12 protein-coding genes and 2 pseudogenes are annotated in these 22,023 nt (G+C 61.1%); 2 read left to right on the top strand and 12 right to left on the bottom strand.

Annotated features, from left to right (window positions below; translation table 11 throughout):
* Positions 1 to 3: 3 nt before the first annotated feature.
* The 10 genes and pseudogenes from KIO74_RS26755 to KIO74_RS26710 form a co-directional block, all read right to left on the bottom strand.
* Positions 4 to 2,646: an SH3 domain-containing protein gene (locus KIO74_RS26755; RefSeq protein ID WP_213339270.1), complete on the bottom strand. Its 2,643-nt coding sequence runs from the start codon at positions 2,644 to 2,646 to the stop codon at positions 4 to 6.
* Positions 2,647 to 2,998: 352 nt separating this feature from the next.
* Positions 2,999 to 4,510, bottom strand: a complete 1,512-nt coding sequence (cysG, locus tag KIO74_RS26750) for a siroheme synthase CysG (protein WP_502762129.1) — start codon at positions 4,508 to 4,510, stop codon at positions 2,999 to 3,001.
* A 1-nt stretch (position 4,511) separates the two neighbouring features.
* Complete coding sequence (nirD, locus tag KIO74_RS26745) at positions 4,512 to 4,847, bottom strand: nitrite reductase small subunit NirD (RefSeq protein ID WP_213339263.1); 336 nt, start codon at positions 4,845 to 4,847, stop codon at positions 4,512 to 4,514.
* Positions 4,847 to 7,297 (bottom strand): nitrite reductase large subunit NirB, encoded by a 2,451-nt coding sequence (gene nirB / locus KIO74_RS26740; protein ID WP_213338136.1) that lies wholly within the window; start codon positions 7,295 to 7,297, stop codon positions 4,847 to 4,849. The genes nirD and nirB overlap by 1 nt, the downstream gene beginning before the upstream one ends.
* A gap of 30 nt (positions 7,298 to 7,327) precedes the next feature.
* Positions 7,328 to 8,533 carry a nitrate/nitrite transporter gene (locus KIO74_RS26735; RefSeq protein ID WP_213338135.1) on the bottom strand — a complete coding sequence of 402 codons (1,206 nt, stop codon included), beginning with the start codon at positions 8,531 to 8,533 and terminating at the stop codon, positions 7,328 to 7,330.
* Positions 8,534 to 8,837: 304 nt separating this feature from the next.
* Positions 8,838 to 13,172, bottom strand: coding sequence for a bifunctional nitrate reductase/sulfite reductase flavoprotein subunit alpha (locus KIO74_RS26730; protein ID WP_291978350.1), 4,335 nt, complete (start codon positions 13,170 to 13,172; stop codon positions 8,838 to 8,840).
* Positions 13,169 to 13,714 (bottom strand): nitrate reductase associated protein, encoded by a 546-nt coding sequence (locus KIO74_RS26725; RefSeq protein ID WP_213338134.1) that lies wholly within the window; start codon positions 13,712 to 13,714, stop codon positions 13,169 to 13,171. Before KIO74_RS26725 ends, KIO74_RS26730 begins: the two co-directional genes overlap by 4 nt.
* A gap of 264 nt (positions 13,715 to 13,978) precedes the next feature.
* Complete coding sequence (locus KIO74_RS26720; RefSeq protein ID WP_213338133.1) at positions 13,979 to 15,199, bottom strand: CmpA/NrtA family ABC transporter substrate-binding protein; 1,221 nt, start codon at positions 15,197 to 15,199, stop codon at positions 13,979 to 13,981.
* Complete coding sequence (locus KIO74_RS26715) at positions 15,196 to 15,795, bottom strand: ANTAR domain-containing response regulator (RefSeq protein ID WP_213338132.1); 600 nt, start codon at positions 15,793 to 15,795, stop codon at positions 15,196 to 15,198. Before KIO74_RS26715 ends, KIO74_RS26720 begins: the two co-directional genes overlap by 4 nt.
* A 402-nt stretch (positions 15,796 to 16,197) precedes the next feature.
* Positions 16,198 to 16,678, bottom strand: a pseudogene (locus KIO74_RS26710) (DUF2269 family protein).
* Positions 16,679 to 17,386: 708 nt separating this feature from the next.
* Here KIO74_RS26710 and KIO74_RS26705 point away from each other — a divergent pair.
* A complete protein-coding gene (locus tag KIO74_RS26705) occupies positions 17,387 to 18,040 on the top strand; it encodes a PRC-barrel domain-containing protein (RefSeq protein ID WP_213338130.1) in 654 nt (217 codons plus the stop codon).
* Positions 18,041 to 18,548: 508 nt separating this feature from the next.
* Positions 18,549 to 19,856: an NAD(P)/FAD-dependent oxidoreductase gene (locus KIO74_RS26700; protein WP_213339262.1), complete on the top strand. Its 1,308-nt coding sequence runs from the start codon at positions 18,549 to 18,551 to the stop codon at positions 19,854 to 19,856.
* A 530-nt stretch (positions 19,857 to 20,386) separates the two neighbouring features.
* On the opposite strand, the pseudogene KIO74_RS26695 reads toward KIO74_RS26700, so the two are convergent.
* Positions 20,387 to 20,977, bottom strand: a pseudogene (locus KIO74_RS26695) (UdgX family uracil-DNA binding protein); the annotation flags it as partial.
* Between the two features lie 38 nt (positions 20,978 to 21,015).
* Positions 21,016 to 21,927, bottom strand: a complete 912-nt coding sequence (locus KIO74_RS26690; RefSeq protein WP_213338127.1) for a DUF72 domain-containing protein — start codon at positions 21,925 to 21,927, stop codon at positions 21,016 to 21,018.
* Between the last annotated feature and the right edge of the window lie 96 nt (positions 21,928 to 22,023).

Here is a 22,023-nt window from a genome sequence, read left to right as displayed (position 1 = left end):
CCCCTAGCGCCGGCCTCCGCGGCCACGACCTCCACCGCCGCCCATCCCTCGGCCGCCACTATAACCGCCTCGCGGCGCAAAAGAGGCTGGCCCTCGGGAGAACTGGGGCGCCTGCCGAAAGGCGGCCGGGTTCGCAAGTTGCCTCTGGTTACCAAGAGCACGCGCCTGAGCGTCTCTCATAACGCTATTCGGTAGCGCAGCGCGAGCAGCCGGTCGCGGCTTTCCTGCAGACCGGCTCGGCGCCTGCCTCGCTTGCCCCTGGCCTTTCGCACGCTGTTGCGCGGCCTCGCCATGGGACTGGCGCGGCGTTCTTCCGGCCTGCTCTCGGCGTGTTGTGGCCTGTCCGTTGCGCTCCGTTTGCCTTGTTCCAGGGTTCACCCGCTGGTTCACGGCTGCGCCGACGGCGGCGGCGGCTCCCGCGCCCGCCACAGCACCGAGACCGTCGCCGGCGGCAGCAAGCTCATTGCGGTCGGGACGCGCGACGTTCTGCCAGCCGCCATCGAAGCGCTGCCACTGGCCGCCCGAATTGCGATATACAGTCCCGTCGCGCCCCGCATAGATATCACCGCGTCGCCCCTCTCGGACAAAGCCGCGGCCTTCCCCCGTGGCCCAACTCATGGCCGAGCCGCCTCCGGCAGTGCGTGACGTCAATCGCGCCCATTCCGCGCCTTGCTTCACCCCCGCCGATTTCCATGCTCCATAGACATTGCGGCCACCCGCGACATAGCCGGCGCGGCCGGATTGCGGGTTATAGGCTCCGACGAAGCCGGCGGTTCCGCGTGGCCCCCAGGCCACGCCGGCGCGGGCGTAGGTGCCGGTGGCCGGGTTCCACATTCGCACGCCGGCGATGCCGCGATAGGGGCCATAGGAATATCCATAGCGTCCGAAGGCGCCGCGAACTGGGTTATAGTACGCGCCGATGCCCCATGTTGCTGGCCGAGGAAAATAGACGGGGACAGTATATCCTGCCCAGTTGTACCAATAGGGGGGATAGGACCAGCCCGTTCCGAAGACATAGGTTCCCCAAGCGAGGAAACCAAATAGATAGCCCATTGAGTAACCGTACCAAACCGCCCCTGGTTCAGTGTCATACACACGGACATATGTCGCGTTGTACACGGGTGATGACGGAGGGATTGCGTAGACCTCATCGGGGATTTGGCGTGCCAACTGCCAAGGCCCATTTGGCTGCTCCGCCACGAACCAAACGCCATCCTGCAGCAAATAATAATGCCCGCCAACTGCCAGCACGATACCGGAGATATTGGCAGCGTAAGACACGCCGGTCGCCCCTGTTGGAACGAACTGTGGCTCGCCCGTGTAGGCGACGCTGGGTGTAATGGAACCGTCCTCGACGCGCGCGGTTGTCGGTATGCTCGCCCTCAGTCGCGCCTCCGCATTGTCTGATGTTCCAGGCACCGATGCCCTTACCGAAAAATACGGGGCATCCTCGGGAAGATTCCGAAAGTCACCGGGAAGATCGGGGGTGGCAAAGGTCCAGGGGCCGTTAAGAGACGATGCACGAAACCAGCGCCCTGACAGCAACACGTACCATTGTTGGCCTGCTGTATCGAAGAATACATCCAGGTCGGTATTGGATACCCACCGCAGGGATGTGCGAGGGATGTCTTGTAATGCCGGCTCTCCGGCAAAGATAATAAGCTCTGACGCTGCGGACGCTACCATGATTTTTGGATTTTGACCCGACGGATACGGTTCCGGCGGGATCGCCGCGCGGGCATCGGCCCAGTCTCCATCCTGGGGCAAGGTTTGCAGGAGTTCGGGAAGTGTGGCGGCCACCGTCCATGGTCCGGCGAGCGCTGCCGCCTGGAGCCAATGCGTGTCATGACGCAGATAAAGTGCGCCTCCCGCGTCAACACGAAAGAGATCCCAGTTCGTATTGACCAAGAAAGACAGTCCTGCCTTCCCTTTCACAGGCCCGAAGACCGGCTCGCCATCCGTTTGAAGCAGGAGCGCAGGCGTCGTCGATGTGAAAATTGTTGGCGGGTCGGCCTTCAATCCGCTGACGTCGCTCGTGCGCTTCTGATCGGCAAGGCTCGTCGTGACACGCGCCGTCGCAACCGAAAGCGGTTCGGTCGGCAGCAGCTTACCCACCTCCAATTGCAGCGCCGCGAGATCCGCACGGTCAAGGCCCGAAAAGTTCAACGCGGTCACGACTACGTTGCTGATGACGATTTTTTCCGCGTCCTCGTCAGTGGATGTGTCCCCTTTCAGGCTGATCACGCCGAACACAGGCGGAGTGCTCCCACCCCTATCGAGTTCCGCGGCGACCAAGGCGTCTATCGTTTTGAAGTCGGTCCACTCGGTAAATTGCGGCTGGTAAAGGATCATTCGTCCCCTCGCCGTGGCGAAGGACCGCGGCCAACCGTCAGGTTCATCGTTTTTTCTGAGATACCGTCCACTGACAAATCCCCGTCCTCCGCCAGAGGAAATTGCGCACCAACCGCCCGATCCATCGCAATCGAGAATGTCTATGGTTGATCCCGCGGGAAGTGTTTTGACCGCCGCGAAATTCGTTCCTGGGCCACTGCGCACATTAACATTGGCGGTTGTCGTGCCTTGTGCCGCCAATGCTGGAGAGGTGAGCGCGACTGGAATAAGCGCGAGTGTGACGAGGCTGCGCATTTTCAATGCTGCTACTCCAAAAAAACACTGCGGCGTCATAGGAGATCAGGGATGCCGACACATGTTAACCACGGGCAAAACTTAACCTTCCGTCCTCAGCCAGGACGTCTAATAGCGATGCCCGCGGGTCGGTGGCCTAAAGCCCACTGTCTCCTTTGAATTGGCGCCGGCTGGCGTGTCGTTGCATTAGAGAGATCCGTTGGCGAGACCAGCATATTTTGACGCAGGCCATCATCGCCCTGAACGGATCGCTAGGCTTGACCGCCAGGGACATGCCGTTGATCATTTGGGACATTGGTTGGTGCCGCAGGGGCAAGGGGTGGTGCTGGCGGGATTTGCAGGGAGAGCGTCGTCAGGCGACGCTCTGACGGAGTGGCTGTCGGTCCTCAACGTCAACGCATTTGGCGAGAGCTGCACGTCGTCGGCCGAATACAGGGCCGATGCCGATGACGACGGGACCGCAATGAGGCTTGTCTTGGAGCGTGGCGGAGAGGTCATCCAACTCGCCGCACCACACATCTTGATCGGAACGGGTTAGCGCCGCCGCGACTACGACGGGTGTGCTGCCTTCCAGCCCGTGCGCGCGCAACTTGGTTGCGATTGGTCCCGCTGTAGCTCCGGCCATGTAGAAGACTGTGGTTGACGACGGATCGGCGACAGCATTCCAGTCGATGTCGTCCGGGATTCTCCCATTGCGGGAGTGACCCGTGACGAAGTGAACCGACCTCGCGCAGTCCCGGTGTGTCAGAGAAACCCCGAGCGTGCTTGCCATCGCGATGCCGGCCGTGATGCCGGGCACAACCTCGACGGGGATGCCTTCGCTATCGAGCCGTTCGATCTCCTCTCCGGCGCGCCCGAAGATCATGGGATCGCCCGATTTGAGCCGCACGACGTGCTTTCCGGCCCGTGCAAGGTTCACCATCATGCCGTTGATGTCGTCTTGCTTGCAGCTCGGGCGTCCGCCTCGCTTGCCGACGAGGATGTGCTTGGCCTCGCGGCGCGCGAGTTCCAGCACTTCATCCGAGACCAGATCGTCGAACAGAATGGCGTCTGCGGCTTGGAGAGCGCGAACCGCCTTTAGCGTCAGCAACTCGGCATCGCCAGGCCCGGCGCCAACGAAGGTGACCCGACCAGTTGTCTTCGCCGTGGCGTCTGCGATCCGCCCGCAGTCCTCAAGGAGCGCCTGCTCTCCCGTTGCGTCCGGAGCAGGCCCGAAAGCCCGATCGACAAATCGCTCCCAGAAAGCCCGGCGCGGAAGCCCGGGCTCAAGTGCCTCGTGGAATGTCGCGCGAAGCTTTCGCGCGATCTCGGCCCAGGCGGCAAGCGACGTCGGCAGCAGCGTCTCGATCTTGCGTCTCACGGCCTGCGCCAGGATCGGGGCGGCACCATTGGTCGAAACGCCAACGACGACGGGAGACCGATTCACAATCGTGCCGAACTGAAAATCACAATAGGCCGGCCTGTCGATGATATTGGCCGGCACGGCCGCAGCCTTCGCCGCAGCGTGAAACGCTTGTGCCTCTGTATCCGTATCTGCGTCGGCGATCGCGATCGCGGCGCCTGATAAAATATCGGGCGTCCATACGCGGTCGTGATGCGTGATGCTGCCGTCGACGCGGTCACCGAGCAATCGGGCAAATTGCTCGCCCACGGTCGCAGCGGGCGCATAGAGCACGACGCGGGCTCCTGCGGCAACGAGGAGTTCGGCCTTCCAGGCAGCGGCGTCGGAACCTCCGGCAACGATCGCAACCTTGCCCGTAAGGCAGAAGAACACAGGGAGCACGGCGAGCGGGGCGATACGGATTGCGTCGCGCTCGATGGGCTCGCGGGCAACTGTGCGCATGATGGGTGTTTGCTGAAACATTTCAGGCCGCCATTCTCTCGAGGGCATCGCTGGCGATGAAGAGCTGCTCGCCTTCAACCTTGAGGGGGACGGTGCGAACCGATCCTTCGTCGGCGCCAAGCGCCTTGCCGGTTTCGAGTGAGATCACCCAACTGTGCAGGGGGCAGGTGACGGCCGCGCCATGAACGATGCCCTGGCTGAGCGGTCCGCCCTTGTGCGGGCAGCGATCTTCAATCGCGAAGAATTGGTTCTCGAACGTGCGGAATACCGCAATTTTCCCCTGCGGCGTGGCAACGCAGCGCGCCCCGCGGAGCGGGATGTCAGATATCTGTCCGATGGCGATCCAGTTCATGTTCATCATTCCGCCGCCATCGCAACGCCGATCGTGGCCATCGGCCGAAACTCATGCTTGTCCTTGCCGGAGACACGTTCCGACCACGGATCGACTTGCGCGAACTTCTGGCTGAAGACGAAGCGATCGAAGTAGGCTTTGCGCTTGTCGAGGTCATCGAGAACCTGGTGACGGATTTCCGCGACACCGACACGCTTCGCCCATTTGTAGATGCGCTCGAGATAGCGGCCCTGCTCCCGGTACATCTGGACGAGGGCCGTAATGACCTCAAGGGCCTCGTCCTCCGTCTTCACAAGGCCGAGGACTTCCGTGCCCTTGATATCGAGACCGGCGGCGCCCGCGAAATGGATCTCGAAGCCAGAGTCGACGCAGATCACGCCGACATCCTTGCAGGTCGCCTCCGCGCAGTTCCGAGGGCAGCCTGAAACAGCCATCTTGACCTTGGCAGGCGACCAGGACCCCCACAGAAATTTTTCGATCCGGATGCCGAGGCCGGTGGAATCCTGCGTACCGAACCGGCACCAGTCGGAGCCGACGCAGGTCTTCACCGTGCGCAGGCCCTTTGCATAGGCGTGGCCCGATACGAAGCCGGCCTGTCCCAGGTCGGCCCAGACCGCCGGGAGGTCGTCCTTTTTGATGCCGAGCATGTCGATACGCTGGCCGCCGGTGACCTTCACGGTCGGAATGTTGAATTTGTCGACGACGTCGGCGATCGTGCGCAGTTCCTTGGCGCTCGTCACGCCGCCCCACATGCGCGGCACGACCGAATAGGTTCCGTCTTTCTGAATGTTGGCGTGAACGCGCTCGTTGACGAAGCGCGACTGATAATCATCCGCATATTCGTCAGGCCACTCGCAGACGAGATAGTAGTTCAGCGCCGGCCGGCATTTCGCGCAGCCGCAGGACGTCTTCCATTCGAGCTCCTGCATAAGGGCGGGAATGGTCTTCAATCCCTTCGCGCGGATGAGCCGCCTCACCTCGTCATGGCCTAGCGTGGTGCAGCCACATATCGGCTGAACAGCAGAAGGGTTGTAGGCGCCACCGAGAGTCAGTGTCATCAGCTTCTCGACAAGGCCCGTGCAAGAGCCGCAGGATGCAGACGCCTTGGTGTGCGCACGCACGTCGTCGAGGCAGGCGAGGCCCTTGCTCGTGATCGCCGAAACGATCTTTCCCTTACAGACGCCATTGCAGCCGCATATCTCCACGTCGTCTGCAAGGGCAGCAACGGCAGCGAGAGGATCGCTCGACGCGCCGCCCTGATGCGACTGCCCGAAGATGAGCGTTTCGCGCATTTCCGCGACGTTCGCTGCCTTCTTCTTGAGATCGTTGAACCAGGCTCCGTCGGACGTTTCACCAAAGAGTACGGTGCCAATGATCCGATCGTCCTTGAGGATCACCCTCTTGTAGACGCCGGCCGCCGCATCCCGCAGGACGATCTCCTCGCGATCGTCGCCGTCGGCGAAATCGCCGAGCGAGTAGAGTTCGATGCCTGTCACCTTCAGCTTCGTCGGCGTGTCGCTGTGAACAAAGCCCGCGACCGTCTTTCCGGCCAGTCCCGCGGCAGCGATGCGCGCCATTTCATAGAGCGGCGCAACCAGGCCGTACACATGCCCGCCGATTTCGGCACATTCTCCGAGGGCCAGAATGTCTGGATCCGAGGTCCGCAAATGTGCGTCGACCAGGATGCCGCGATTGACCGCGAGCCCCGCCTCCTTGGCGAGCCCGGAGCTCGGCTTGATACCGGCTGCCATCACGACGAGGTCCGCCGGAATCACAGTGCCATCGGCGAGTTCCACACCCTCGACTTTTCCCGAGCCGACGACCGCCTTGGTGTTCGCTTTGGTCAGCACGTTGATGCCGCGGCGTTCTATGGCGCGCTGCAGAAGATAACCCGCGGCGGAGTCGAGCTGACGCTCCATCAACGTCGGCATTAGGTGCAGCACGGTCACGTCCATGCCGCGCTCCTTCAACCCGGCAGCCGCTTCCAGACCAAGAAGACCGCCGCCGATTACAACAGCTTTCGCTCGCGACTGGGCCGCGAGCAGCATCGCGTCGACATCGTCCAGATCGCGGTAGGTGAGGACGCCTGGAAGGTTCGCCCCTGGGACAGGGAGAATGAAGGGCACCGAACCCGTCGCGATGACGAGCCTGTCATAAGATTCGACAACGCCGTGATCAGACGTCACCGTCCTGACGGCGCAATCGATGGCGACGACTTTGTGCCCTTTGTAAAGGGTGATGCCGTGCTTGATGTACCAGCCGTCGCCGTGGATGATGATCTGTTCGAAATCCTTTTCGCCGGAAAGCACCGGCGAAAGCATGATGCGGTCGTAGTTGACACGCGGTTCGGCGTTGAAGATCACGACCTCATAGCGGCCAGGCGCATCTTCGAAGAGATGTTCCAGCATCCGGCCAGGCGCCATGCCGTTGCCAACGATCACAAGTTTCTCGGTCATATTGTCCCTCGTTCCATGGCTCGGGGCAGATCAAACACGCACGCCTGCGAGTTGCTCCGCGTCCTGGCGCCAGCGAATGCGCACGGCTGCGATCCCTCCCCAGGCGACAAGCGCGAGGAGAGCAAAGAGCGTGAGCCCCAAGGCATAGCTGTCAGTGAATTGTTTCGCGTAGCCGAGGGCAGCGGCGAGCGCAAAACCTCCAATTCCGCCGGTCATGCCGACGAGTCCGGTCATGAGACCGACATCCTGGCCGAAGCGTTGAGGCACGAGTTGAAAGACCGCGCCATTGCCCATTCCGAGCGCGACCATCCCGACAAGCAGCACCGCGAGCGTACCGGGCATCGGCAGCATGCTTTTTGCCACGATCATGAGGGCCACGGCGACGATCGCATAGACGACCATCAGCGCCTTTGTGCCGCCGACCCGATCGGCAAGCGCTCCACCGAACGGCCGGGCGAAAGAGCCGGCGAATACGCAGGCGGCGGTGAGATATCCCGCCGTCACAGGCGTAAGACGGAATTCATTGTGGAAATAGATCGGCAGGAAGGACGACAGGCCGACAAAGCCGCCAAAGCTGACGCAGTAGAAGAGCATCAACCACCAGGCGTCGGCAGTCTTTAGAAGACGCCCGTAATCTGACATTCGCCTGGGCGGCGGCGAGTTCGGGCTGTCCTTGGCGACCGCGAAGAAAAGAACAAACACCGCGATCAGCGGAAGCGCTGCGAGCCCGAACACGTTCTGCCAGCCGAATGCGACGGCGAGTGACGGCGCCAGCAGAGACGCAAGGACCGTCCCTGAATTTCCCGCGCCGGCGAGCCCGAGCGCCGTTCCCTGATGCTCCGGCGGATACCAGTAGGACACCATCGGAAGTGCGATGGCGAACGAGGCGCCGGCGACGCCGAGCAGACACCCGAGTGTCAGCAGCTGGGCATAGGAATGAACGCCGAACAGCCATGCGGCGACGAGAGCGCCAATCACCACGAGCTGCATCAGGAGCCCGACACGGCGCGCTTTCCATTGGCCAACCAGGATGCCGTTCACGAACCGCAGGACCGCACCGGCAAGCACCGGCACGGCAACCATGAGGCCTGTCTGCCCGGGATTGAGCTGGAGGTCCTGGGCGATGAAAACCGCCAGCGGACCAAGCAGCACCCAGACGGCGAAGCTCAGATCGAAATAGGCAAAACAAGAAACGAGTGTCGGGAGATGACCCGATGCGAGGAAGGTGCGCTTCATATCTGATGGCTCGCAATACCAGCGCAATGCGCCGCCGGACTCATCCGGATCGCGAACCGCCATCAGCTCGCTGAAAACACGTGGGTGACCAGATACGACCCACCTTCGCGCCGTATCCACTCGGCCGCTTCTGGACCGATGTTAAACTTCAAAGCAAGTCACGTGCCAGATTCACGTGAGCAAGAAAGTGGAAGGATCTCAGGCTTTTCTAGCCGGCCTCGCGCGCCTGAAGGCTGCGGAGGCTCGAAGGGAGGGCAATTGAGGGGCTAATTTTTGTGCAATGCAAATGAGCGCCCTCATCGCCTCAATAGACGTCGCGCACATAGCGTTTCTCCTGCGCCATGCGGCTCACGTATGACTCCGCATCATCTTCGCTTAAGCCACCGTGTTGCGACACGATCATCTTGAGAACGATATCGACGTCTTTTGCCATGCGCTCGGCATCTCCGCAGACGTAGAAGTGCGCTCCTCTGTCGAGCCATCTCCAGAGCTCGGCTCCCCGCTCCAGCATCCTGTGTTGGACGTAGAATTTCTCCTCGTCGTCACGTGAAAACGCGAGGTCCAATCGGGTTAGACCACCATCGCAACGCCAGCCGGCGATTTCGTCGCGATAATAGAAATCACTCGCCGCATGCTGTTCGCCAAAGAACAGCCAGTTATCGCCCCTGGCGCCCGCTGCAAGACGCTCCTGCATGAATGCCCGGAACGGAGCTACGCCGGTGCCAGGCCCCACCATGATCATCGGCGTATCCCCGTCTTCGGGCGGATAGAAATCCATGGATCGTTGCACGAAGATAGGCAACATCGTCCGCTCTGCGCGGTCCGCGAGAAAGGTCGAGCAAGCGCCCTTGCGGCGACCCCACGCGCTTTCAAAGCGGACTGTGGAAACCGTCAGTTGCACCTCGTCGGCACGCTCCCGAGGGCTCGACGAAATTGAATACAAACGCGGCCGCAGGGGCTTCAGCGCCGCAACAATGGATTGGGCATCAACGCGAATGGGCGTGTCGCGCATCACGTCGACGATCTGACGACGCCAGATCCAGCTCTGCAAGTCGGCCTCGCGGTCGTCCGCCAAAAGTGGTGCAAACGGCGCTTCTTTCGAGACGCTATGCACAAACTCGAGAAAATCACGCGTGATCCGCGTGATCTCAAGATGGCGGCGCAGAGCCTCAGCAAGCCTCATCTCTCCCTTGCCTTTGAGCGTGACGGGTTCGGAGCCCGTCAGATCGAGCAGATCCAGGAATTCGATAACGAGCTCCGGGCAGTTGGTTGGCCATACTCCGAGCGCGTCGCCGGCCCGGTAAACCATACCCGAACCTGCGAGGTCGAAACCGAACTGCCGAACCTCTTTCGCCGCGCCGGGTCCGCTGAGCAGGCGATTGAGCTTGAGGCTGGCGAGAAGAGGGTTCTTCCGGGAATAGATCTTCTCCTCACCAACCGAACGCTCGCGCCCTGAAACGGAGCCGTTGATTGACGGGGCCAAAACCGCCGTCGCGACCGTCGCTGGCGCGGCCGCGATCAATCTCGGCTCACCCGGGGGTGCAACAAGCGACGTTCCGGTCCGCGCAGTCCCGTCCAACGCCTGCAACACGCGATCGAGCCAGGCGGTCGGCGTTTCCTCGTCATCCGGTTCGCAATCGCCGCGATCGACAAGTCGATTGGCTCCAAGTTCTGCCAGGCGCGCATCGAGCTTGCGACCGAACCCGCAGAACTGATCGTAGCTCGAGTCACCGAAGGCGAGGACGGCGAATCGCACAGCCGACAGCGCCGGAATCCCGGGAGCCGACAAGGCAGTCCAAAATGCCGCTCCATTGTCCGGAGAATCACCGTCGCCAAACGTGCTCGCGGCGGCCAGCAGAACAGATGCGCTCAGGAGATCCTTCACGCTTGCGTTCTCCATGCAGATCAGCCGGGTCGGATAGTTCTCCGCCTGCAGGCGACGCTCGCAGCGCTTGGCCGCATCTTCGGCGTTGCCGGTCTGTGAAGCCCACAAGATCAGGACCTCCGGACGCGACAGTTTGGCTTGTGCCGGCTTTTCCGGCACTTGAGCCACGGCCGAAGTTGCGGATGAGGCGTTCAGCCGATCAGGTTCGAGACCATCCAGCGGCCCCGACGTTCGCGAGAAAAGGCCCGCGAGAAGACCGTTCAGATAATGGCGCTTCGCCGGGTCGATCGGCGCAGTCTGCGGCAACACAGGAATGCCGCCATTTCCCGACCCATCTGATCGCAATGCGGCGAGAAAGCCCTGCAGATATTGATGGTCGTCCGGCCCAAGCTCCGGCGCGCTCGCGATGGGCATGTCAGCAAGCCGGGCGAACCTATCAGCACGGGCGAACGATGCTCCGGGCCCCTGCGGCGCGGGAGCACGTCCAAGCGTTGCGATAACAGCATGCTGCATGGCGGTCGCTTCAACACGCGGCACAGCGGCCATTTGGATGGGGGCGGCGGTCGCGGACGCATCGGCATCTGCCTGCGCGGCCTCGATCGGACCGCTCACACGAGCCAGGGCAACGGCGCTGAACTTAAACTCCGGCTGCATCGACAGTGGATCGACCGCATCGCTCGTCACCGCATTGATGGCCAGATCGTCGCCATAGACATCGTTCCAGTGGAAGGGCGCGAAACAGTTTCCTGGACGCACTCGATCAGTGACAACAGCAGGCAAAATCGCCCGACCACGTCGTGATCGGATCTCGACCCGATCTTTATTGCCTATTCCCAGAATGCTGGCGTCTTCTGGATGCAGCTCGATGAACGGACCGGGGTTCAGCTTATTGAGCGTTGCGACTTTTCCGGTCTTCGTGAGCGTATGCCACTGGTGCTGCAAGCGGCCAGTGTTGAGCACGAATGGAAAGTCGGCGTCCGGCATCTCCGCCGGCGTGATATGCGGACGCGCCAGGAAGAACGCCTTGCCGCCCTCGGTTGCAAAAGCGATCTCCGGATGAGAGCCGTCGAGAGCGATCAGTTCGCTCCGGCTCACGCCGTTGTTGAGGTAGCGGACGGGATTGCGGTCGGCGGCCGCATCCGGCGCGATCGGCCATTGCAACGGCGTCTCCGCCAGCTTCGCGTGACTGGCGCCGCGAATGTCGTATCCGGTCTTCGGATTCCAGAATTGGCGGATCTCGTCGAAAACCTCGGATGCCGCGGCGTAGGTGAAGGCATGGGCATAGCCCATCTCGCAGGCGACGCGGGCGATGATCTGCCAGTCCGGCAGGGCCTCGCCCGGTGGCTCCAGCGCCTTGCGCATCAGCGTCATGTTGCGCTCGGAATTGATCATCACGCCCTCGCCCTCTGCCCAGAGGGCGCCCGGCAGAATGATGTCCGCGTAGGCGTTGGTTTCCATCTCCAGATAGGCGTCCTGGGTGACCACCAACTCACATGCCTCAAGACCGGCGATGACGGTCTTGCGGTTCGGCACGCTGGCGACCGGATTGGTGCAGATGATCCAGCAGGCCTTGATCTTGCCGGCGGCCATCTCCTCGAACATGGCGACCGTCCCGCCACCGGCTTCGGCGCGCAGCGTCCCGGCCGGCACGCCCCAGACCTTCTCGACGAAGGCCCGGTCAGCTTCGCTCTGAGTTGTGCGCTGGCCCGGCAATCCCGCGCCCATGTAGCCCATCTCGCGACCGCCCATCGCATTGGGCTGTCCGGTCAAGGAGAAAGGACCGCTCCCTGGACGGCAGATGGCGCCGGTCGCCAAGTGGAGATTGCAGATCGCGTTGGTATTCCAGGTGCCGTGGGTGCTCTGGTTGAGGCCCATGGTCCAACAGCTCATCCACTGACGTGATTCGCCGATCAACTCGGCGGCCTTACAGATCTCCTCTTCCAGCAACCCGGTTAGTTCGGCCACCTTCCCAGGCGGATAGTCCTCCAGGAAGCCGGGCATGACTTCCCAACCTTCTGTGAAGCGGGCGATGAAGTCTTCGTCGATTTTCCCGCCCTTTACCAGCAGATGCAGCAAGCCATTGAGCAGCGCCAGATCCGTTCCGGGACGGATTTGCAGGAACACATGAGCCTTGTCAGCGGTGGCGTTGCGGCGCGGATCGACGACGATGAGTTTCGCGCCTGCCTTCACGCGATCCATCATTCTCAGGAACAGGATCGGATGGCAATCGGCCATGTTGGAGCCGATGACGAAGAACAAGTCGGCCTTGTCGAAATCCTGATAGGAGCCAGGCGGCCCGTCCGAACCGAGCGACAGCTTGTATCCGCTACCGGCGCTGGCCATGCACAGCCGAGAGTTCGATTCGATATTGTTTGTGCCGACAAAGCCCTTGCTGAGCTTGTTGGCGAGATATTGCGCCTCCAGGGACATCTGGCCGGAGACATAGAAGGCAATGGAGTCCGGTCCGTGCTTGTCGACGATGGCGCGCAGGCCCTTGGCCGTTCGCGTGATCGCCTCGGCCATTGTCAGGCCCTCGTCTGATCCGTCCGGACGAGCGACAAACGGCTTGCTCGCGCGGCCGGCGGAGGCCACCGGCTGGCCGCAGGTCGAGCCCTTTGTGCACAGGCGCCCGAAGTTCGTTGGGTGGGATCTGTCTCCCGACACCTTCACGATCGTTCCGGCATCGACCTCCATGACGATGCCGCAGCCCACGCCGCAATATGGACAGACGCTCTTGACCGCCTTTTTTGTCACGCCGACGCCTCTTCCGTTTCGAGCACGCAGAACTCGCGCATGGCCGGAACGAAGTTTTCGTTGCCGTGGCCTTCACGTGTGAGCCTCATCGAGATGAAGCGCTGCAGCGCCGTCCGCGAAGCCCACTGTTGCTGCGTCGGCGGTGCAAGGCCGAGCGTATGAGCGTAGTTGTGAACGACCTCGGCCATGCACGTGGTGTCGGCCCAGATCGGTGCGGGGGCGATGGCAACGTCCTTCGCCTCTTCCGGCACACGCGTTTCGATCAGCTCGACCAAGACAGTTCGATGGCCGCGAGCTTCTTCCCGCGTCTGGCGCGCCTTATGGGACAGCAGCAATCGATCGTCATAGCTGAAGCGGCTCCACTCACGCAGCGACAGCTTGACCCCGCAACGATTGAGCTTGAAGCGCACCGCCATCGGAATGCAGCGCATGGAGCCACCAGAATCGGTCTCGAACTGGAAAATCGTGAGATCGCTTTGGCGCCCAGAATTGATCTGGATGAGATCAGCGCGCGACTGCGCGCCCGTCAATTGACGACCCATGGCTTGCAACTCGCAAATTCAACGCCGCAGCGTTGCCGGAACATCCGGATTGCGAACCGCCATCAGCCCGCGGGAAAAGGGAAGTGCTACGAAGCCGGCCCATCCTTAGGTCGTCTTCGCCGGTGCAATATACGCCCGGTCGAAGATCGGCAAGCAAGGACGATGCCAGTTCAAACAGCCATTGATGGTCGCGAAAAGTCGGCTCTTTCAACCGAAGCCTATGACATCGAAGTGGAGTGCTGCCCGCTGTCGAGGCAATGGACGCTAATTTTTGTGCAGCGCACTCGCGACCATCTTGCTTGGCGGCGACACATCATGCGGGTCGAAGATGACGCCGTCGCAGAAGGTGTCCGGCCTCATCGCGAGCGGCGACGGATAGCCCTCGACGGTCCATGTGTCGGCATGAGCGCCTTCCGTTCTCCAGTCGGTAATGGGCGCGGATTCGCCTTCCGAAGCGAGGGCCGCCCGATAAATGTCTGGTCGATAGACGCGCTCAGTGAGGGCGTGCAGGTCCAGCGTCGCATCGATGAGGTCCCAGCGCCGCATCTGGTTTAGGAACCAGAGGCCCTGCGACCGCCAGGGGAACGTCGCCGCTCCACGGTAGAACACGCACCCTTTTTCCGACGTCGCGCCCCCCGGCAGGTCGGCCAGGATGGCGTGGGAGTCGACATCTACATACTTTCGGCGGGACAGGAGCGCCGCGGTATATTCCGCATTCTCAGGACCATCGCAGAATTTCGCGGCGCGCAGCAGCGCACGAATTGCGGCCTGCAACACCTCCGGTCGCTCGTCCACCCACCGCGCACGCACGGCAAGAGCCTTTTCCGGTGCATTTCGCCAGATATCACTTGATGACGCGATGGTTGCGCCTACCCCAGCCCGGCGCGCCACTTCGCCCCATGGCGCACCCGCGCAGAACCCCGCGATCTGGCCGCTTGTCAGCGCCTCCACCGCGCGCGCGGGGGGAACGACAGCAAGTTTGACGTCTCGTCCTGCCTCGATCCCAGCTGTAGCGAGCCAGTAGCGAAGGAGAAGATTGTGTGTCGAATACGAATGGACGATTCCCAACGTCGTCGGCCTGGCGCGCAGAATTGAGGCCAGCGCCCCGGCGACAGAGAGAGCCTTGTTGTTCGCGAGGTCCCAGGTTTCCTGCGCAAGCGAACGATTCAGCGTGACCGCGTTGCCGCCCGCGCTGAGCGTGTAGGGAATCAGCAAGGGTTGCGCGGCGCCGCGTAAGCCGAGATGCACCGCGAAAGCGAGTGGCGGCACGATGACGGCGGCGTCAAGAAAGCCATAGGCGAGCTTGTCGGCGATGTTGGCCCAGGAGGGCTCGACGACCAGCTCGACGTCCACACCTTCGTCGGCGAAGAAGCCAAATTCGTGAGCGGCAATCGCCGGCGCGCCATCGCTCAGCCGCAGCAAACCAACCCGCATTTTGGGAGCAAGGGATTTCCGCGCCGCAGAAAGGGAAATCACGTCGCTCATGAGTGCTTCCTTGCCTGGGCTTCCGAGATGTCCGCTTCGTGCCTCTCGACGAACTCCGACACGACCTGGGCGAGCTTGCGGTTTTCGTCCATCGCCTTCTTCTGGAGCCAGCGGTAGGCCTCCGGTTCGGTCATTCTACGACGCTGCATGAGAATTGCCTTGGCGCGTTCGACCAGACGGCGTTCTTCAAGCTTGGCCCTTGCAACGGCCAGTTCGTCCTCGACCCTACGGTAACGATGGAACAAGGCGATCGCCGACGCCATGATCGGCCTGAGATCGTGAAGCGCCACGCCGGAAAGATTGTAGGAACAAACCCCCGCAGCGATGGCCTCCTCGGCGAACATGGGATCGTCGCCTCCGGCGAACATGACGATGGGCTGCGCGCTCGCCACCGCCCGGATGTCTTCAAGCGCGTCTCGATCTGGCAGCGCCATATCGATGATGATGAGATCGGGCTTTGTCTCCTCGACGGTCTCCGCGAAGTTCGGCCCGGGCGGCGCGCGAAGGATCTCGGCGAATCCTCCCTCGCCAAGCTTCTCAGCAAGAGCCTGGACGCGATGGGCGTCTGTGTCGATCAGAAGAATTTTGAGCGGCATTCCCATTGATACTTAGTGCAAAAACGTCTGCGATACGCGCCACGTCTCCGAAGGCGACGGCCTGCACCAGCGTGGACGCCAAATCGAAAGCCCGCCGGCTATCTCGCAGGATAGCAGGCTTCCAAATGCAAAGTCCAACGGCGATCGCATTGCTTTGGCTATCAGGCGTGGCGAGCTGAAGGGCAGCTATTTCAGGGGACTTATACGCCATGCTCGGAGGGCCCAGGCGCAATATCTAGCCCCTCCGCAGAAGAAGCCCGATATCGTGCGTTCCCGTACAAATCCGAACTCAAGTGCGTTTGCCTGTTCCGCCCCCCTGACGCCTCAGGATCCTCGGATGAAGCAGGCATGCATGTTGCAGCTGAACAATGCCGATGTCGAGGCAGCTCATTTTCCTTTGGTTTAGCCGAACCAGGGGAGCGCCGGCCGGGCGATCATCAGCCACAGGATGCCGAGGATCACGCCGAAGGCCGGAAGCCGAAGGCGAACCAAGTCCAGAACAGTACATGATAATTGACGGGCAGAGTGGTACCGGCTTTTTCCGCCACCTCCGCAAGATCGCGCATCAGCGTCTGCATGACCAGCACCAGCAACCAAAAGGCGCCGCTGAGAATGTGGAGGAGGATTGACAGAACGATCAACCCTCCGAAAGATCGTGGTGGACCTCCCTGGCCAGCAGCACTGCGGTGATCGGCTCGGCAACCACGGCCGCCGCGGTGAACAGGAAATCGGCCGTCACGACAATCCGCGCCACAGCCGCGACCTTAGTAGGGTACCTGGTCGCTTGTGCCATCACCACGAAGAAGGCGATGCCCGCGCCGGTGCCGATCAGGAGTATGGCGCCGAGAACGTGCAGAAATTTCAGGATCAAATAGGCGGTCATCTGTCCCTCCGAATGGCAAGGGCAACGATGTGCAGCGCCAGCACCGGAGCGATCTTTAAAAGCGCTGCCAAAGGATCGTGCAAGGTCCGCGCTGGTGCCTGCGGCGCGAGGAAGAGAGGATCCCGAACCTGAACCGTTGAGAGGAAACGGCAGAGAGACTGGCCCAGGATTTTGACGGACCCCGGGGCCATTGTCGAGCGCATATAGACCTTCCGGACGCATGTCGCTCCCACCATTCGGAACGCAACCCGAATGGAAAGAACGTTGTTCCGGCAATGCGTGGGACGATTTATTTCATTTGTCCTCATCTACCATCGCTGCGATGTTCGAGCGCAAGCTTTGCAAGATCTTTTACGCGAAACGTGCGGTAGTCAGCATGACTACCATGGGATGCTCATTCACGAAGTCATCCCCTTCGAGGAACAATGCTGCGCCTGTGTGATTGACCCGCATATCGTTCTCACGGAGGAAGTCGTGGTTGCAGGAAACCTGCTGTCGCCATTGTCGGTGTCAGCAACTGCGCATCATCTAGGTGTCCAATCTGTTCCGCCCTAAGAGCGATGACGAAAGGCCGGAATATGACCGGTGCACCTGAAACAGCTTTCGGGTGCAATGATTCGCCGCCCGAACGCGGCGCCTCGCTTACAGACAGACGGACGGAATTCACGGCAACCGAATTGTCCCCAACGAGACTGGACTGAACGTGTCATGACACAGATCTTCAAACGCCAGTGGCGCGCCAAACTTAAAATCACCGGTCCCGTCGCAGCGGTATTGTTGCCGCTCCTCGGGTTGACTGCATTTGCTCAAACAAAACCTCAGGAGCCTCCTCAACCGGGTGGCGCTGGCGGGCCCCTGTCTAAACTCGAGTTCGTGACGGCTCAAAAGCAGGGCGAATGGCGCGCGACGGAATTCGACGGCCTTGACGTATATGACGTCAACGGTGAGGAAATTGGCGAGATCGAGGAGGTATTGGTCAACAGTAGCGGGCAGATGACAACGGTTGTACTCAAGATCGGAGGATTTCTAGGTATGGGAACCAGCCTCGTTGGGGTTCCGTTCTCGGCAATTCAATGGAATACGCAGGCGACCTCCGGCGACCAGCCATCCGCTCCCTCGGCGACAAGCGACCCTCCAGCGAGCCCCCAGGGCAGCCAGGCGCGTAGCGCCGCAGACGCCATGGTCGCGACAGGCGGGATTCCCCGGCGGCCAACCTTGCCATTAACAAAGGGCGACCTCGTCCATTCGCCGCCGCCCACATTCAATTACGCCGGACGCGCGCTCCCGACCCCAAGCACGAGCTCCAAGCCGGATTCCAATACCAGCGGAAATCGCCTCGAACCACAACCAAAGGCGCAATGAGAGGCGTTTCGCCGGTCGCTACGGTTGCGGCGGCGCAGCTGACCCTCGGTTCAAGTGAGAATGGTGCACCTGCTTGGCCGACTACGCCTGCGGTGTCGGCCGACGGCCGGACATGCGGCGCTGGAATATTCCGAAGTCTTTCGCTTCGACCAGCCGTGTCAAGCGCTGGCTAACACTAAGTCAGCTAATTATCGCTTCGCTGAGGCTCGCGCGCGGCCCGCGTAACTCCAGCGGGCGTCCTCACGATTGATATGATCCAGGTTTGGCCATTCGTCGGTGCTGGGCGGCGAGCGCGGCAGATGCAGAGGAGGATCACATCCCCGGCGTCGCCTTAAGCTTATTTTTCCAGCCACTCGCTACTAGAAGCCCCCACTCCACAAGGCTGGTGACTAGTCATCCTGTTTGAAAGCCAAGCGGCGCATTGATATTGCTGTTATGGGAGGTGACGCTGAGCGTCAATCAGTCGTACCCTCGATGCTGACGGAAACGATTGGAAATCATCGCGGCTATGTTGCAAACAGAGACATCCCACCGCCCGGCCCGAGAAACGCCCGCTCGAGACCATTCTCTCGTGGTTGTCGGTGGCGGCTTTGCCGGTCTTGCGCTTGTCAGGGGGTTGAAGGCGCAGCGTCTCAACATCACGATCATCGATCAGCGTAACTACCACCTTTTCCAGCCTCTACTTTATCAAGTCGCCACGACGATCCTCCCCACATCCGATATCGCTTGGCCGATCAGACATTTATTCAGACGGCGCCGTGAGGTCACGACAGTGCTTGGAGAAGTCGTCCGCATCGACAAAGTCAGAAAATGCGTGTCCCTCAAAGGCGGCCGCGACATACCATACGACACGCTGGTGCTCGCCACCGGCGTTCGGCATTCCTATTTTGGCCATGACGACTGGGAACGCGCGGCGCCCGGCCTCAAATCGCTCGAGGATGCCACTACAATCCGTCGGCGGATCCTAACGGCGTTCGAAGAAGCGGAGTTGTCACAAGATCCGGATCAGCGTGCGGCACTTCTGACCTTCGTTGTAGTTGGCGGTGGGCCGACCGGTGTGGAGCTCGCGGGAATCATTGCGGAGCTAGCCCAGGAAATACTGCCTAGTGATTTCCGCAATATCGACACTCGTCAGACACGCGTGATCCTTGTAGAGGCGGGCCCCCGCGTTTTGCCGGCCTTTCCGCCGAAGTTGTCGACCTACGCCGAGGAGGCTCTCACGCGTCTCGGCGTAACGGTTGTTACGGGTGCATCTGTAACCGCAATAACAAGCCGTGAGGTGGCTATCGGAGAACGCCGGATCGGCGCGCGGACAGCAATTTGGGCTGCCGGCGTAAAAGCGTCCCCAGCCGCCTTTTGGCTCGATGCGGAGGCCGACCGCAACGGGCGCGTCAAAGTTGAGCGGGACTTAAGTGTACCTGGTCATCCCGAAATATTTGCGATCGGAGATACGGCCTGTGTGACCCTGGACGATGGCAAGCAAGTCCCGGGGCTCGCGCCAGCCGGAAAGCAGCAAGGTGAATTCGTCGCGAATGTAATTGCCGCGAGGCTATCAGGCCGAACGGCCAGCCGGAAGTTCTCCTATCGTCATCTTGGGAATCTCGCAACGGTCGGAAAGAGATCCGCGGTGGTGGATTTTGGCGGCGTACAACTTAAAGGGACAATCGCATGGTGGCTGTGGGGTTTCGCACACATTTACTTCCTCATCGAGACACGGAGTCGCGTGGCTGTAGCCTTAAGCTGGCTCTGGTCCTACTTCACCGGCCGAAACAGCGCGAGACTCATTACTCAAAGGGATATTCACGCCGACAAATAGCGAAATTTGGCTATGGCGATATCAGTCCATTGGCCTCCTTGCCCTCTTCGACGATGCCGAGAATGGCATCACATGTTTTCCCACGGCCGGCTTAGCCCTGGCAACCGCCCGCGCGAGCTCCGCCCATCTGTAGGCGTGCCCCACTGCTCAGATTGGCCACTGGAAAAGACCGATGGAAAGCAGACCGCGGGCCGGTGGGCAGGAGGTAAATCCTCGGAAAGTCGTTCGTCCGACCTGAAGTCAGCTTCAATCTTTCGAAAACCTGATGGATGAATCTTCACTGTTTCTGGCAAGTTATCGCTACCAAGTGGAGCCATTGAAGAAGATGCGGTGAAATCCCGATTGGCGACGCCGAACTGGCGCGCTGGTGTCCGCTGTATAATCGGGACCCGCGCGTCATCTCTGGTTCGCTGGAGCATTTTCGAACGAAGTGGATGCCGGTTCGCGTGAATAAAATACTTAAAAACAAAGACCGAGAGCAAGGCCGGTGAACCGGAATTCGCCGGAATTGCTCCAGTGTCAGACCCGTGTCAAACAGCGCTTTTGTCCGTCATGCCGGCGAGCCGGCCGGCGTCGCGTAAATCCGAGACGAAACGCGCATAGGCGTCAAGGCGCGCCGCCCCATCCGGCAACCGCAGCAGAAATGACGGGTGGACACTCAAATACCCGGGACGGTTGCCGAAGCGCATGGGCCCGCGCTCACGTATCACCGCCACTTTGCGTTCCGCGAGAGCGAGGCCCGCAGTCGCCCCCAGCGCGACAACCAGGCGCGGATGGACGAGGTCGAGCTCGCGCTTCAACCACCAACGATAATGCACAACCTCCGCAGGGGTTGGCTTCTTGTGGATGCGACGCTTCCCGCGTTGCTCGAATTTGAAGTGCTTGACCGCGTTCGTCACGTAGACTTGCTCGCGCGCGATCCCGGCGTCCGCCAACGCCCGATCGAAGAGCCGGCCAGCGGGCCCTACAAATGGCTGGCCAGTGCGATCTTCTTCGTTACCCGGCTGTTCCCCGACGAAAGCAAGCGACGCGTTCACCGGCCCCTCGCCGGGCACCGCGCGCGTTGCGCCGGGCACTAGCGGCTCGCTGGCTATCAGCGCCGCGTTCAGCGCTTCCAACGTCGGGAAGGCTACCTCCTCGCCGATTTGTAATTTCGCACTCATGCCGCCTTATTCGCCTTGCCGGCGCCCCAATGCAGACTGAGCCGATCCATCAGACGGCGCGCGTCCTTCGGTGCGTGCAACTTATCGGTGTTGTCGAAGAAAACGAATACGTCGCGGGGCTTGTTTGACGTGGTGACGGCGCCCGCGAAATCACCGTCTTCCATCGGCTGCCCATGCGCCCAAGCCGCGATACGAGCCGCCCACCGGTCGAGATCGTCGTCGCTATACCGCGAACGATAAAGTTCGCTGGATCCGTGCAGGCGACAATAGACAAAGTCTGAAGTGAGATCCATCAGACGCGGCCATTTCACCGTGTCGGCACAGACTAGCGCGACGCTGTGCCTGCGAAGGAGGTTGATGAATCTCGGCGTACGGAAGCTGTCATGGCGAATTTCCAGCGCATGTCGCAGCGGCCGTCGCGCATCAGTCGAGGTGGCGGCAGCGCGCTCCTCCACACGATCGTCGTGATGGCCTGCCAATTGCGCCGCCATTCCAGTATCTTTCGGCAGCCGCGCTAGAAAATCGTCAATTACGCCGGCATCGAACTGAAAATTCGGTGGCAACTGCCAGAGTAATGGACCGAGTTTGGGACCAAGGCAGAGCAGACCGGACGCGAAAAAATTCGCAAGCGCCGCACCGAGATCCTTCAACCGCTTGGTATGCGTGATATAGCGTGAACCTTTCAGAGTGAACACGAAATGATCCGGAGTGGCCTCCGCCCAGCGCTGAAAAGTGTCCAGGCGTTGCAGGCCATAAAACGTGCCGTTGATCTCGAGGGCCGGGAATTGACTGGCGGCAAAGGCGAGTTCCCGCCTTTGAGTAAGGCCCTTCGGGTAGAAAGTTCCCCGCCATGGCGCATAGGTCCATCCCGAAACGCCGACATGGATATCGCCACGGTGCGCGCCCAAAGCCGGTCTCCTTTGCGCTTTCGTCCTGTCCGCCAATTCGGAACCCGCCGGTTTGGTTCCCCATTGTCCAAGGCCTCCAGATGAGGCATTTCAATA

The sequence above is a fragment of the Chelatococcus sp. HY11 genome, from assembly GCF_018398335.1.
Classification (GTDB): Bacteria; Pseudomonadota; Alphaproteobacteria; order Rhizobiales; family Beijerinckiaceae; genus Chelatococcus.
Note: the sequence above shows the minus strand (reverse complement) of the source record. Positions and strands in the feature narration are given on the sequence as shown.